Raw genomic sequence first — 14,305 nt, 5'->3', positions numbered from 1 at the left:
GGTGACCCGGCATCCGTGGGATCACGCCTCGGCGGTCTCCGCTGCGGCTTCGCCGTCGGCGGCGGCCTCTTCCAGCACCGGCTCCAGCGACAGCTTGCCGCGGTCGTCGATCTTGGTGATACGCACCAGCAGCTTCTGGCCGACCGAGAGCACGTCGTCGACGTTCTCGACGCGCTTGCCACCGGCGAGCTTGCGCACCTCGGTGACGTGCAGCAGGCCGTCCTTGCCGGGCAGCAGCGAGATGAAGGCGCCGAACGAGGCGATCTTCACGACGGTGCCGAGGAACTGCTCGCCGACCTCCGGGTTGGTGGGGTTGGCGATCGCGTTGACCTGGGCGCGGGCAGCCTCGGCCGACGGGCCGTCGGTCGCGCCGATGTAGACGGTGCCGTCCTCCTCGATGGAGATCTGCGCGCCGGTCTCGTCCTGGATCGCGTTGATCGTCTTGCCCTTCGGGCCGATCAGCTCACCGATCTTGTCGACGGGGATCTGCACGCTGATCACGCGCGGAGCCGTCGGCGCCATCTCGTCGGGGACGTCGATGGCGGCGTTGAGCACGCCGAGGATCGTCAGACGCGCGTCGCGCGCCTGCGTCAGCGCGCCGGCGAGAACCGACGAGGGGATGCCGTCGAGCTTGGTGTCGAGCTGGATCGCGGTGATGAACTCGCTGGTACCGGCGACCTTGAAGTCCATGTCGCCCAGCGCGTCCTCGGCACCGAGGATGTCGGTGAGCGCCGCGTAGCGGGTCTCACCGTCGACCTCGTCGGTGACCAGACCCATCGCGATACCGGCGACGGCCGCGCGCAGCGGCACACCGGCGTTCAGCAGCGACAGGGTCGAGGCGCACACCGAGCCCATCGACGTCGAACCGTTGGAACCGAGTGCCTCGGAGACCTGACGGATCGCGTAGGGGAACTCCTCGCGGCTGGGCAGCACCGGCACGAGTGCGCGCTCGGCGAGGAAGCCGTGCCCGATCTCGCGACGCTTCGGCGACCCGACACGGCCGGTCTCACCGGTCGAGTAGGGCGGGAAGTTGTAGTGGTGCATGTAGCGCTTGCTCGTGGTGGGCGACAGCGAGTCGATCTGCTGCTCCATCTTGAGCATGTTCAGCGTGGTGACACCCATGATCTGAGTCTCGCCACGCTGGAAGATCGCCGATCCGTGCACGCGCGGGATGACCTGCACCTCGGCGTCGAGCGGGCGGATGTCGGCGAGACCGCGACCATCCATGCGGATGTTCTCGGAGAGGATGCGTCCGCGGACGATCTTCTTGGTGACGGACTTGTACGCCGCCGAGAACTCCAGCGGGGCACCGGCGGGCAGCTCGCCCGCCTCGACTGCGGCGATCAGCTCGGCCTTGACGCGGTCCTTGACCACGTCGTCAGCGTTCTGACGCTCGAGCTTGTCGGCGATCTGGTAGACGTCGCTGAGCTCGGCGAAGGCGCGCGACGAGACGAAGTCGTAGACCTCGTCGCTGTACGCGGGGAAGACCGGGTAGACGCCGGGCTCCTTCGACGCGGTCGCGGCCATCTCCTGCTGAGCCTTCACAAGCTGGGTCAGGAACGGCTTGGCAGCCTCGAGGCCCTGCGCGACGATGTCCTCGCTGGGCTTGGTGGCGCCGGCCTTGATCAGGTTCCAGCTGTTCTCGGTGGCCTCGGCCTCGACCATCATGATCGCGACGTCCTCGGTGCCGTCGGCCTTGGTGACGACGCGGCCCGCGACAACGAGGTCGAAGACGGCCTGGTTGACCTGCTCGGCGTTGGGGAACGCGACCCACTGGTCGGCGTGCTCACCCTCGCCGGGGATGAACGCGAGGCGCACACCGGCGATCGGACCCGAGAACGGCAGGCCCGAGATCTGGGTGGATGCGGAGGCCGCGTTGATGGCCAGCGCGTCGTAGTACTCACCGGGCGCGATCGAGAGCACGGTGATGACGATCTGGACCTCGTTGCGCAGACCGTCGACGAACGACGGGCGCAGCGGACGGTCAATCAGACGGCAGACAAGGATCGCCTCGGTCGAGGGGCGACCCTCGCGGCGGAAGAACGAGCCCGGGATCTTTCCGGCGGCGTACGAGCGCTCCTCGACGTCGACCGTCAGAGGGAAGAAGTCGAAGCCCTCGCGCGGGTGCTTGCCCGCGCTGGTGGCCGACAGGAGCATGGTCTCGTCGTCGAGGTAGGCCGCGACCGACCCCTGGGCCTGCTGTGCGAGGCGGCCGGTCTCGAAGCGGACGGTGCGGGTGCCGAAGCGGCCGTTGTCGAGAACGGCTTCAGCAGCAGTGATTTCAGGACCTTCCAAGAGGTCTCTCCTTCTTTGTTTAGGCTCGCACGCCCGTGTGGCGCGCGAGTTCTCGCGAAGAAGCGGATGCGGGCGGATACAGGCGCGCGGGCATCCCGCGAATCTCGCCTGTGCGCTGGCCACCAGTGGACGATCACTCGGCGTGCCGAGGAACCCACCACAGGGGACCAGCTTCTGCGCCGATCGCTCCGTGAATCGATGTTCGATTGTGCGGTCGACAGAAGGCGACCGCAATGATCCTATCAGCGCAGGCCTTCCCCGCCCGCGTCGCTCGCACAAACCGCCCCTGCCCCACCGTCCTGACATGCATCGGCCATGACGCGTTCACCTGACGGACGCGGATCGGAGAAGGCTGTCCGCTGTGGTGGCCTGATGCGCATGTCGGTAATCGGTTGTGGGTACTTGGGTGCTGTGCACGCGGCGGCGATGGCGTCGCTCGGACACGACGTCATCGGCATCGACGTCGACCGCGAGCGCGTCGAAACGCTCAGCGCAGGAGTCGCACCGTTCTACGAACCGCAGCTGACGGAGCTGCTGCGGGCCGGCCTGGAGGCGGGACGCCTGCGCTTCAGCACGTCGATGACGGATTCCGCTGATGCCGCCGTGCACTTCCTCGCCGTCGGGACCCCGCAGGCGCCGAACGCGGATGCCGCGGATCTGCGCTACGTCGACGCCGCGGTAGACGCACTGCTGCCGCATCTGCGTCCCGGCAGTGTTCTGGCGGGCAAGTCCACCGTGCCGGTCGGGACGGCCGCCCGTGTCGCAGAACGCGTCTCGGGCACCGGCGCGACGGTCGTGTGGAATCCTGAGTTCCTGCGCGAGGGGTGGGCGGTGCACGACACGATCACGCCGGATCGCATCGTGGTCGGCGCGGCCGACGACCCTGCGGGGCGACGCGCCGTCGACCTGCTCCGCGACGTGTACCGGGCCTCGACGGAGGCAGGTACGCCCTTTCTCGTCACCGATCTCGCCACGGCAGAACTCGTGAAGGGCGCCGCGAATGCCTTCCTCGCGACGAAGATCTCGTTCATCAACGCGATGGCCGAGATCGCCGAGGCCTCAGGTGCGGATGTGACCCTGCTCGCGGATGCTCTCGGACACGACACCCGCATCGGGCGCCGCTATCTGGGGTCGGGCATCGGATTCGGCGGCGGTTGCCTGCCCAAGGACATCCGCGCCTTCGCCGCTCGGGCCGAGGAGCTGGGGCGCGGCTCGGCCGTCGGATTCCTGCGCGAGGTCGACGCGATCAACCTGCGGCGCCGCGACCGCGCCGTGCAGCTGGTGGTCGACGCGCTCGACGGCCAGGTGGTGGGTCGGCGCATCGCCGTGCTCGGCGCCGCGTTCAAGCCCTTCAGCGACGACATCCGCGACTCCCCCGCTCTCGACGTCGCTGTGCGGCTGCGGGGGCTGGGAGCGGATGTCGTCGTCACCGACCCCGCCGCGCTCGACAACGCCGCTACCGCGCACCCGCAGCTGAACTACCGGGTGGAACGCGACGAGGCGCTTCGCGATGCTGACGCCGTCGTCGTGGTGACCGAATGGGACGAGTACCGGCGCGAGATGTCACCCCAGCACGCCGCAGAATTGGTGACGGGTCGGATCATCGTCGACGGCCGCAACTGCCTCGATGCGGCCGCGTGGCGGGACGCCGGGTGGACGTACTACGGCATGGGGCGCCGCTGAACGTCAGCGGCTGTGGACATCGTGCGAGACGGCTGACCGTCCCACCCGCACGTACCCCGAGTGCTTAGCGACAAGGCCGTCGCCGGCGGTGCGACCGCGCATGCGACGCCACAGCCACGGCAGTGCGTGCCGACGCCACCAGAGTCCGCGACTGAGTACCTCATCGGCATGCAGGACGGCGTCGAGCGCTCCCAGCTCATCCGCAAAGGGAACCCCGAGCAGTTCGCCGGCTCGATAGGCCAGGAACCGATGGCCGCGACTGCTCAGATGCACCAGGTCGTCTCCCCAGTTCGGCCGCTCAGGCAGCGACGGGTGCAGGTCGGAGTCCAACAGCACGGCACCGGTACGCTCCGCCACCCGGGCGAGTTCGCTGGAGAACTGAGCGAATCGATGCGCGAAGATCGAGGCGGCCCACCGGCGCGGCAGGAACGGGGTGACCAGGAGCACGTCGGCACCGGTCTCACGCAGACGCCGCACTGCCCTCTCGACCTCCGCGGCGAGCGCGACGGTGTCGGGGCGGGCGCCGACGAGGTCGTTCGCGCCGATGAGGATCGACACCAGGTCGGGTCGGAGTTCGACAGCGCGATCGAGCTGAGGTCCGCAGACGTCTCTGACACGTCGGGAACGGACCGCGAGGTTCGCGTAACGCAGTTCTCCTGAACCCGCCAGCAGCAGGGCGAGCCGATCGGCCCACCCGCGGAGCGTGCCGTCCGGGGCGGGGTCGCACAGCCCCTCGGTGAGCGAGTCACCCAGGGCGACGTAGCGCCGGGGGCGGTGCCGGGCAGGCGGCGCCGATGGCTCCGGGCGGATCGAGCGGCGCACCCGAGAGGCAGCATCGATCCGGCGGAGTGACCGTGCCTCGTCGAAGTAGCCGATCAACGTATCGCACACACTCGCCCAGCTTCGTGACTGGACCGCGTCGTGGCCGGCCGCCCCGTAGGCACGGCGCCGTCCTGCATCCGCGACGAGCGCGCCGACGCGGGAACGCAGGTCGTTCACGTCGCCGGGTGTGTACAGCCATCCGTCGATCCCAGGACGCACCAGATCGAGTGGACCGCCGCGGCCGGTTGCGACGACGGGGACGCCGCTGGCGTGCGCCTCCTGCAGCGTCTGTCCGAAGGTCTCGCTCTCGCCGGGGTGCACGAAGACGTCGAGGGAGGCCATCGCCGCCGCGAGCGCTTCGCCGCTCAGATGCCCGAGGAACAACGCGTTCGGCATCAGTGCCTGCAGGCGCCCTCGACTGGGGCCGTCTCCGATGATGATCAATCGGGTGCCGGGGATATCCTGCAGCACGGCGAGGTCCTCGACCTGTTTCTCCGGGGCGAGACGCCCGACGTAGCCGATCGCGACGTCCGCACCCCATTCGGCGCGCAGGGCGGGGCTACGCCGTGCAGGGTGGAACCTCTCGGCATCCACTCCCCGGCCCCAGCGTCGCACGCGGTCCACGCCCCAGGACTGCAGCTGGCGCGCGGACTCCTCAGAGGGTGCGAGGTTCAGCGTCGCGCGACGGTGCAGTCGCGCGATCCGCGCGACGGCCGCGCCGGTGGTCAGGGGAACGCCGTACCGCTGCGTGTAGGCCGAGATGTCGGTCTGATATGCCGCCACGGCCCCGATTCCGAGGCGGTCTGCGGCGAGCGCGCCATGCCAGCCGAGCGCGAATGGGGATGCGAGGTGGATGACGTCGGGTCGGAAGCGCCGCAACGCGTTCTCGACCCGGTGGCCCGAGGCCGTGGCCACGCGCACGTCACGATACCCCGGCAGGGGCAGGCTCGGAAGCGCGTGCACGGGCGCACCGTGCGCGGCAGCCGGCATGCCTGCTGCTGCCGGTGCCAGCACCTGCGCCTCGTGGCCGTTTCGCTCGAGGTGCGTCAGGATCTGCAGCACAGATCCGGTGACTCCGTTCATGTGCGGCAGGAAGGACTCCGTCACGATCGCGACTCTCACGAGATCAGGATGGCGCGCGCAGCGTGTCGCGCACGCCGGAAACGAGCGGATGCACCGGATGTTGACCGGATGTTGGATCGGCGGTCACCGCAGGGGCACGTGGTCGTTCCGCAACGGTCTGGACGCGGCAGTCAAGAGACCTGACCATGAGCGGTCGCAGTGGCTTAGGCTGACGGGCATGAGCACCGAAGAAGGCGCCGACTCCGCTGAGGAGATGAAGCGCAAGTTCAAGGAAGCACTCGACAAGAAGAACGCGCACCATCGCGATGGTGAGGCTCACCTGGACGGCGACTCCGCCGTGCACGCGACCCACGCCCCGCAGATGAAGCGTGAGTTCCGCCGCAAGAGCGGCTGAACCGATCGCAACGGGAGCACATCATGATCGATCGCAAGCCGGCCGAGCCCGACGACACGCAGGACGAGCAGGAGATCCTGCGTGAGGAACAGGCGTACCAGGACGCCCAGCGAGAGGCCGGCGCGGCGCTGGACGTGCAGAACGGCTTCGGAGTGGAATCGTTCGAAACGGGTCTGGAGGGCTGACCGCCACGACGCATGCAACGGGCCGGGTGACCTGAGGGCCACCCGGCCCGTTTGCGTTCACTCGCCCGACAGGCCACCCAGCAGGTGGCCGAACGAGCGTCCCTCCCCGAGGTAGCTCGCCGGGTCGAACGGATCGGTGTGCACTGTGGCTTCCCGCTGTGCAATGGCGTCGGCCAGTTCTTTCGCTCCGCGCTCGACTCTGGCGCCGAGCGGAGCCACCTCGTCGGCCGATGCTCCCCAGTCGCTGGAGGCCGCGAAGACCCCCGTGCTGACCGGCTCGGCGTGCAGATACGTGAACAGCGGGCGGATCGCATAGTCGATCGCCAAGGAGTGCCGGGCGGTTCCCGCATTGGCGCCGATCAGCACGGGCTTGCCGGTCAGTGCGTCCGGATCGATCACGTCGATGAACGATTTGAACAGTCCGCTGTAGCTCGTCGAGAAGATCGGAGTCACGGCGATCAGGGCATCCGCCGACACGACGCGGTTGATCGCTTCCTCCAGCGGTGCCGGGGCGAAGCCGGTCAAAAGATTGTTGGTGATGTCGTGCGCGAGATCGCGCAGTTCGATCACGTCGACCTTCGCGTCGATGCCACGGTCGGCGAGCGCGCCGAGGGTACTCGCCGCGAGCCGATCTGCCAGCATCCGCGTCGAGGAGGGGTTCGACAGGCCCGCCGAGACCACGGCGATACGACGTTCGCGCATGTCAGGCCCCCGTCCGGGTCGCGGCGCTGCCGAAGGCGGAGCCCGTGCGCAGCGGGGTGTCCTGGTAGGGACCGCCCGCGGTGAGGTTGTCGCCCCGGTTGACTCCGGGGCGGGCCTCGCGCCCGGGGCCGTCGCCGAACACTGCCTTGACCCGTGCCGCATGAGTCGGGGCATCCGGTACGCTCGCCGGTCGGTTCTGCGCGAGTTCCTTGCGCAGAACCGGGACGACCTCGGAGCCGAGGATGTCGAGCTGCTCGAGCACCGTCTTCAGCGGCAGACCCGCGTGATCGATCAGGAACAGCTGACGCTGGAAGTCACCGTAGTGCTCGCGCATGCCCGCGTAGCGGTCGATGACCTGCTGCGGCGAACCGACCGTCAGCGGAGTCATCTCAGAGAAGTCCTCCATCGACGGACCGTGACCGTACACCGGGGCGTTGTCGAAGTACGGGCGGAACGTCTTGACCGCATCCTGCGAGTTCGCAGCCATGAACACCTGCCCTCCGATGCCGACGATCGCCTGCTCGGGTGTGCCGTGGCCGTAGTGGGCGTAGCGCTGACGGTACAGCTCGATCAGGCGCTGGTAGTGCTCCTTGGGCCAGAAGATGTTGTTCGCGAAGAAGCCGTCGCCGTAGTACGCCGCCTGCTCGGCGATCTCCGGTGTGCGAATCGAACCGTGCCAGACGAACGGTGCGACACCATCGAGCGGGCGCGGTGTCGAGGTGAAGCCCTGCAGGGGCGTGCGGAACTTGCCCTCCCAGTCGACGACGTCGTGCTCCCACAGCTGGCGCAGGAGTGCATAGTTCTCGATCGCCAGCGGCAGTCCCTGACGGATGTCCTGACCGAACCACGGGTAGACCGGCCCGGTGTTTCCTCGGCCGAGCATGAGATCGGTGCGACCGCCGGAGAGGTGCTGCAGCATCGCGTAGTCCTCGGCGATCTTGACCGGGTCGTTGGTCGTGATCAGCGTGGTCGACGTCGACAGCACCAGGCGTTCGGTCTGCGCGGCGATGTAGGCCAGTGTCGTCGTCGGGCTCGACGACCAGAACGGCGGGTTGTGGTGCTCGCCGATGGCGAAGACGTCGAGCCCGACCTCCTCGGCGTGCTTGGCCATGGTGACCGTCGCCTGAATGCGCTCGCGCTCGCTGGGCGTGACGCCCGTGGTCGGGTCCTGCGTGATGTCGCTGACCGACATGACACCGAACTGGATCTGGCCCTGCTCGTTCATTTCTCTCCGCTCCGGATGCCGACAGCATCCGTTCTATTCAAGTGAATGTAATTGATGCAACGCCGCACGCGCAAACCTATTCCCCATGTCCGACCGATACCCTCTCCGAATGAGCAGTGCCGAGCAACACCCTCCCGCCACGACGACGGGAGCCATCCCCCGCCCGCGCCGCCGCGTCCCGTTCTGGGACAACGCCAGGTTCGCGTGCGTGATCCTGGTCGTCCTGGGGCATGGCATCCAGCGGTTGACCTACGACTCCGAGATCGCCGAGTCGCTGTACCTGGTGATCTACGCGTTCCATATGCCGGCGTTCGCGATCATCTCGGGGTACTTCTCGAAGTCCATCAGCCCGAATCGACGGCAGATGGCACGCGTGATCACCGACATCCTCGTTCCCTACGTCATCTTCGAGATGCTGTGGATGCTGACCAAATGGCTCGTCGAGGGTCAGGCCGACCCCAACCTCACGCAGCCGTCATGGACCCTGTGGTTCTTGCTCGCACTGGGAATCTTCCGGCTGGTGCTCCCCTACCTCGCCCTATTGCGCTGGCCGCTGGTGTGGGCGCTCGCCATCTCGATCGGCGTCGGCTACATGAGCAACGTCGACAGCACGTTCTCGCTCTCGCGCACCCTCGGGCTGCTGTTCTTCTTCACCCTCGGCTGGTGGCTCAGCGAACACGACATCGTGCAACGGTTCCAGCTGATCGACTACCGGCCGTGGTGGCTGCGCGCGGGAGCGGTCGCCGTGCTCGCCGCCTGGTCGTTCGTGGTGTGGAACTGGGTCGACGTCTGGCATGCGGTCGATCTGCGGCAGTGGTTCTTCTACGACGACTCCTACACGGAGCTCACCGGCGGACTGACCTGGTGGGCCGGCGGCGTGCGGCTCGTGGTCATGACGTTGGCGATCGTGCTCAGCGCAGCGTTCTTCGTGCTGATCCCGCGCCGCGGCCAGTGGTGGACGACGCTGGGCCAGTACACGATGTACGTCTATCTGCTGCACTCGTTCGTGCTGTATCCGTTCCGCGAGTCGGGCGTGCTGCGCGGTCTCGACCCCACCTGGTTCTGGCTGCCGGCCGTGACTCTGCTGTCGGTGGCGACGACGTTCGTGCTGGCCTCGAAGCCGGTGCGCAGACTGTTCCGCCCGCTCATCGAGCCGCGACCGCGGTGGATGTTCGCCGATCCTGATGTGATCGGGTCAGGCCACCGCAACGATCCGACGGGTTCCCGGCGCAGCGGGTGAGGTAAGACAGCGCAACATTCCTGTACGGCGAGGGCTGCAGCACCTACCGTCGACGCATGGTCGCTTCCACCCTTCCTGTTCTGGATCTCTCGCAGCTCGATCGCGGTCCTGATGCGGCAGCGCGCTTTCGCGATGATCTGCGCGCCGCCACCCGGGACGTCGGCTTCTTCTACCTCACCGGAACCGGCGTTTCCGCCGGACTCGAGCAGCGTCTGCATCGCACCGCTCGCGCGTTCTTCGCACTGCCCGAGACCGAGAAGCTCGCCATCGAGAACGTCAAAAGTCCGCACTTCCGCGGGTACACGCGCGTTGGCGGTGAACGCACCGGAGGGCGCGTGGACTGGCGCGAGCAGATCGATATCGGCCCCGAGCGCAAGGCGGTCACCGGCGGCCCCGGCTATCAGCGGCTGATCGGCCCGAATCTGTGGCCGTCGGCGCAGCCGGAGCTGCGCGAGGTCGTCAGCGAGTGGCACGCCGCACTGTCGGATGTCTCCCGGCGGCTGTTGCGTGCGTGGGCGCAGTCGTTGGGAGCGGATGCCGGATACTTCGACGATCACTTCGGCGAACCGTCGACGCTGATCAAGATCATCCGCTACCCGGGCACCGACGAGCCAGAGCCTCAGCAGGGTGTCGGAGCGCACAAGGATTCCGGCGTGCTGACCCTGCTCTGGGTCGAACCCGGCGCGGGCGGATTGCAGGTCGAGCAGGATGGTGACTGGGTGGATGCGCCGCCCGTGCCGGGGGCATTCGTCGTCAACATCGGCGAGCTGCTCGAGTACGCGACCGGCGGGTATCTGCGCGCGACGAACCATCGCGTGCTGTCGCCGAGGGCACCACACGACCGCATCTCGATCCCGTTCTTCTTCAATCCCGCATTGGATCGCACACTGCCGCTCATCGACCTGCCGGCCGAACTCGCGCAGCACGCCCGGGGCGTGACCGAGGATCCTTCTAATCCGATCCACAGTCTCTACGGCGAGAACGCGCTCAAGTCACGCCTGCGCGCCCACCCCGATGTCGCGGCGATCCATCACGCCGATCTGGTGGGTGCCTAAGCGCTATCAGTCGCTCTGACCGGTACCGAAGTCGACGATCGCCTGCAGCGCGGCGAGGTGGGCGCGGAAGGCGTCGCGCCCGACTGTCGTGCTGCTCACCCACGTGCGACGACGGATGCCATCATTGAACGCCTTGCGCACTCGGACGTAACCGACGCTCTCCAGCGCGGCGATCCCCTTACTCAGCGCCGAGTCACCGGCCTGCAGAATGCTCGCGAGGGTGCCGAAGTCGAGTTCCAGGTCGTCCGATAGCGCCGCCATCAGTGAGAACCGGATCGGGCTGGCGAAACTGTCGTCGAGCCGCAGCCGCGGGTGGTCGCGCGGGGACTCAGTCACGCCCGCCTCCTCGGAGTGCGATCAGGACGAACCCGACAGCAACGAGCGCGCCCAGCACGACGCGCACGACCAGACCCACCGGATGCCCGAGGTACTCCAGCATCATCAAGACGACGAGAGTTATAGCGCTGGCAGTGTAGAGCGACCAGGCCCGCGGCCCCCACGCTGCCCCCACCGCGGGCGCGGTTCCCGACATCACCTTAACGCTCCAGATGACGAAGCCGCACATGACGACCGCGTAGACGAGATACGCCAGCGCCTCCCACTCAGCACCGACCAGCACGACCGACCCACCAAACGCCAGGCCGATCGCCGCGGTGACCACCCTGGTCGGGCGATCGAATGGGGCGCGCTGACGCGTGACCTTTCGTGCCGGAACATCTCGCCGCCACTCCTGCACAGCGAGAACCGTGAACAGGATCAGCCCTACCGCACCCGGCAGTACCCGCACCCACGCTGTGATCTCAACTCCTGCGAGCACCGCCGCGATAACCCCGAAGACGGCCACCAGCAAGGTGAGCATGACGGCAGTGCGGACGCGTGCTTCCCTCCCCTGAGGCAGGTATCCGTAGCGGTCGCGCAGCGATCCGGCCAGCACACTCCAGCTCAGCAGAGTCAGCATCAGCGGCATGGCTGCCGAGAGGCTCAAGGGGAACAGGAAGAGAAGCACCGTGGTTCCCAGTGCAAACACGACGCCGTCGAGCAACAGCGTCCGCGCGGTCGCCCGACGGTCGATGTGTGCGGCGCGACGCTGCGCGACGTCGTCCCTCTCGCGCAGGTACTGCCTCGCGAGCTGCGCGGACGGCGGCTGATACGCGGGTTGCCCCGGCTCGGATCGCTGTTCCATCATTCTCACTTTCCTCTCGGAAACCATACGACTTTCCTGCTGGAAAGTCATCCCGGAGATCTGAAGAGAAACAACGAAGGCCTCCCCACACCGTGGGGAGGCCTTCTCAAGAATGTTCTGCGCGATTGAACGCTGGTCGATGCCTTATCGACGCAGTCCGAGTCGCTCGATGAGCGAACGGTACCGGTTGATGTCGACGTCCTGCAGGTAACCCAGCAGGCGGCGGCGCTGACCGACGAGCAGGAACAGACCACGACGCGAGTGGTGGTCGTGCTTGTGCTCCTTCAGGTGCTCGGTGAGGTCCTTGATGCGCTGCGACAGCATAGCGACCTGCACCTCGGGGGATCCGGTGTCACCGGGGTGCGTCGCGTACTCTTCGATGATCGCCTTCTTGACGTCTGCTTCGAGTGCCATAGATTCGATCCCCTTTCTGGTTGCTGCGCGGTGCAGGTCGCCGATTGCGCCTGCTCTCTTCATCCGCGGCCGATCTAACGGCAACTGCTCAAGCTTACCAGCCATTCAGGCCTGCAGTGCACCCTGCAGGTCGAGTCCAATCGTGATCTCCTTGCCGACGAGCACTCCCCCGGTCTCGAGCGCGGCATTCCAGGTGAGCCCGAAGTCCTCGCGGTTGATCACGGTCTTGGCCGAGGCGCCCGCCTTGTAGTTGCCGTACGGGTCCTGGGCGAACCCGCCGAAGTCGAACTCGAACGTGACCGGCTTGGTGATCCCGCGGATCGTCAGGTCGCCGTCGACGAGGAAGTCACCGTTCTCGACGCGCGTCGCCGTCGACCGGAACTCCATCGTCGGGTGATTGTCGGCGTCGAAGAAGTCGGCCGAGCGCAGGTGCGCATCCCGGTTCTCGTCGCTGGTGTCGATGGATGCGACATCCACGTTCGCCTCGACGGTGGCCTCCAGCGGGTTCTCCGGCGCGACGAACGTGGCGCTCTTGATGCCGAACGAGCCGCGCACCTTCGAGATCATCATGTGCCGCACGCTGAAGGTGACCTCACTGTGCGCGGGGTCAAGGGTCCAGGTGCCGGGACGGTAGCCGGGGATGTCGATCGTCATGGGGCTTCTCCTCAGAGTCTTCGGTGGGAGCAGGTGCTCCACGGAAGGGAACTTGCATTCAGGTGAATCTATTCCCTGATCCGGAAAAACCCCCTCCGCGATACGCGAAGGGGGTTCCGATCACCGGGTTCGGGTCAGCCGACCGCCACCAGATCGATGATGAAGATGAGGGTCTTGCCCGACAGGAAGTGCCCGGCACCGGCGGGACCGTATGCGAGGTGCGGCGGGATGACCAGCTCGCGACGTCCGCCGACCTTCATGCCGGGGATGCCCTCCTGCCAGCCCTGGATCAGACCGCGCAGCGGGAACTGAATGGTCTCGCCGCGGCCCCACGAGGAGTCGAACTCCTCGCCGGAGTCGAACTCGACGCCCGCGTAGTGGACGGTGACGGTGTCACCGGGCTTGGCCTCGGCACCGTCGCCCGCGATCAGGTCGCGGATGACGAGCTCAGCGGGTGCGGGTCCGGTGGGTGCGTCGAACTCGGGCTTTGTGCGATCAGTCATGATTACATCCAACCCGAGGCGCGGACCGCGGTCAACGTGGCCACGCCGATCAGTCCCGCTCGCTGACATCGCGGGAGAGCCGTTGCGAAACCCACACCGGGATGAACGACAGCACGATCACCACGGTGGCGACGACGTTGACGACGTTCGCCTCGTTCGGACGCGCCATCTGATTCATGATCCACAGCGGCAGCGTGTCGACCCCTGGCGGTGCCGTGAAGATCGTCACGTACACCTCGTCGAAGCTCAACGCGAACGCGAGGATCGCACCGGCCACGAGCGCACTGCGGAACTGCGGGAAGGTCACCATGCGGAACGTCTGCCATGGCGTCGCACCGAGATCCTTCGAGGCCTCCTCGAGACTCGGGTTCATCCGACGCAACCGCGCCAGCACGTTGTTGAAGACCATCACGATGCAGAAGGTGCCATGCGCGATGATCATCCCCCAGAACCCGACGTGAATACCGATCGGCTCCAGCAGCCGGTTGTAGGTGTTGTTCAGGGCGACACCGGTGACGATGCCGGGCAACGCGATCGGGAGCACGACGAGCAGGTTCACCGCGCGCTGCCCGAAGAACCGGTAGCGCTGGAGCGCGAACGACACCAGCGTTCCCAGAATGATCGCGATGACCGTGGCTCCCGTCGCCACCAGCACCGAGTTCAGCAGGGCGTCGCGCACCGGTTGACTGGTGAACGCCTTCACCCACCACTCCAGCGAGAAGCCTGACACCGGCCAGCTGGCGATGCGCGCGGAGTTGAAGGAGTTCAGCACGACGAGCATCAGCGGGATGTACAGGAACGCGAGGATGATCGCGACCACGACCCCCAGCACGATCTTGGATGAGCGGGACAATCTCAGCATCCGAG

General features: G+C 67.1%; 15 protein-coding genes. 5 read left to right on the top strand and 10 right to left on the bottom strand.

Annotation, left to right across the window (positions count from 1 at the left end):
* Positions 1 to 21 precede the first annotated feature (21 nt).
* A complete protein-coding gene (locus JF543_RS07855) occupies positions 22 to 2,295 on the bottom strand; it encodes a polyribonucleotide nucleotidyltransferase (RefSeq protein WP_206823613.1) in 2,274 nt (757 codons plus the stop codon).
* A 372-nt stretch (positions 2,296 to 2,667) separates the two neighbouring features.
* Here JF543_RS07855 and JF543_RS07850 point away from each other — a divergent pair, with 372 nt between their 5' ends.
* Entirely contained in the window at positions 2,668 to 3,978 is a 1,311-nt protein-coding gene (locus tag JF543_RS07850) for a UDP-glucose dehydrogenase family protein (protein WP_206823612.1), read from the top strand.
* Positions 3,979 to 3,981: 3 nt separating this feature from the next.
* On the opposite strand, the gene JF543_RS07845 is transcribed toward JF543_RS07850, so the two are convergent.
* Entirely contained in the window at positions 3,982 to 5,907 is a 1,926-nt protein-coding gene (locus tag JF543_RS07845; RefSeq protein WP_347401123.1) for a GDSL-type esterase/lipase family protein, read from the bottom strand.
* Between the two features lie 193 nt (positions 5,908 to 6,100).
* Between JF543_RS07845 and JF543_RS07840 the strand changes: the two genes are divergently transcribed.
* Both JF543_RS07840 and JF543_RS07835 read left to right on the top strand, forming a co-directional pair.
* Positions 6,101 to 6,277, top strand: coding sequence for a DUF5302 domain-containing protein (locus JF543_RS07840; protein WP_179411107.1), 177 nt, complete (start codon positions 6,101 to 6,103; stop codon positions 6,275 to 6,277).
* Between the two features lie 23 nt (positions 6,278 to 6,300).
* Positions 6,301 to 6,462: a hypothetical protein gene (locus JF543_RS07835; protein WP_179411108.1), complete on the top strand. Its 162-nt coding sequence runs from the start codon at positions 6,301 to 6,303 to the stop codon at positions 6,460 to 6,462.
* 57 nt (positions 6,463 to 6,519) lie between these two features.
* On the opposite strand, the gene JF543_RS07830 is transcribed toward JF543_RS07835, so the two are convergent.
* On the bottom strand, positions 6,520 to 7,164 hold the full coding sequence (locus JF543_RS07830; protein ID WP_179411109.1) for an FMN reductase: 645 nt from the start codon (positions 7,162 to 7,164) through the stop codon (positions 6,520 to 6,522).
* A 1-nt stretch (position 7,165) separates the two neighbouring features.
* Positions 7,166 to 8,389 carry an LLM class flavin-dependent oxidoreductase gene (locus JF543_RS07825; RefSeq protein WP_206820658.1) on the bottom strand — a complete coding sequence of 408 codons (1,224 nt, stop codon included), beginning with the start codon at positions 8,387 to 8,389 and terminating at the stop codon, positions 7,166 to 7,168.
* A gap of 109 nt (positions 8,390 to 8,498) precedes the next feature.
* Between JF543_RS07825 and JF543_RS07820 the strand changes: the two genes are divergently transcribed.
* Positions 8,499 to 9,629, top strand: a complete 1,131-nt coding sequence (locus JF543_RS07820; protein WP_206823609.1) for an acyltransferase family protein — start codon at positions 8,499 to 8,501, stop codon at positions 9,627 to 9,629.
* A gap of 56 nt (positions 9,630 to 9,685) precedes the next feature.
* Positions 9,686 to 10,684, top strand: a complete 999-nt coding sequence (locus JF543_RS07815) for an isopenicillin N synthase family dioxygenase (RefSeq protein WP_206823607.1) — start codon at positions 9,686 to 9,688, stop codon at positions 10,682 to 10,684.
* A 6-nt stretch (positions 10,685 to 10,690) separates the two neighbouring features.
* Here the strand turns inward: JF543_RS07815 and JF543_RS07810 are convergent, their stop codons facing one another.
* The 6 genes from JF543_RS07810 to JF543_RS07785 form a co-directional block, all read right to left on the bottom strand.
* On the bottom strand, positions 10,691 to 11,020 hold the full coding sequence (locus tag JF543_RS07810) for a transcriptional regulator (RefSeq protein WP_224817656.1): 330 nt from the start codon (positions 11,018 to 11,020) through the stop codon (positions 10,691 to 10,693).
* Positions 11,013 to 11,867 carry a hypothetical protein gene (locus JF543_RS07805; protein ID WP_206823605.1) on the bottom strand — a complete coding sequence of 285 codons (855 nt, stop codon included), beginning with the start codon at positions 11,865 to 11,867 and terminating at the stop codon, positions 11,013 to 11,015. The genes JF543_RS07810 and JF543_RS07805 overlap by 8 nt, the downstream gene beginning before the upstream one ends.
* Before the next feature lie 144 nt (positions 11,868 to 12,011).
* The gene (gene rpsO / locus JF543_RS07800; RefSeq protein WP_040163368.1) at positions 12,012 to 12,281 is read right to left on the bottom strand and encodes a 30S ribosomal protein S15; all 270 of its coding nucleotides are present in this window, start codon (positions 12,279 to 12,281) and stop codon (positions 12,012 to 12,014) included.
* Positions 12,282 to 12,386: 105 nt separating this feature from the next.
* Positions 12,387 to 12,935, bottom strand: coding sequence for a YceI family protein (locus JF543_RS07795; RefSeq protein WP_206550044.1), 549 nt, complete (start codon positions 12,933 to 12,935; stop codon positions 12,387 to 12,389).
* 134 nt (positions 12,936 to 13,069) lie between these two features.
* A complete protein-coding gene (locus JF543_RS07790) occupies positions 13,070 to 13,438 on the bottom strand; it encodes an FKBP-type peptidyl-prolyl cis-trans isomerase (protein ID WP_179411115.1) in 369 nt (122 codons plus the stop codon).
* A gap of 49 nt (positions 13,439 to 13,487) precedes the next feature.
* Positions 13,488 to 14,300 (bottom strand): ABC transporter permease, encoded by an 813-nt coding sequence (locus JF543_RS07785; RefSeq protein ID WP_179411116.1) that lies wholly within the window; start codon positions 14,298 to 14,300, stop codon positions 13,488 to 13,490.
* Between the last annotated feature and the right edge of the window lie 5 nt (positions 14,301 to 14,305).

Source organism: Microbacterium esteraromaticum (assembly GCF_017303215.1).
GTDB classification, from domain to species: domain Bacteria; phylum Actinomycetota; class Actinomycetes; order Actinomycetales; family Microbacteriaceae; genus Microbacterium; species Microbacterium esteraromaticum_C.
This window is presented reverse-complemented; position numbering and strand designations above follow the sequence as displayed.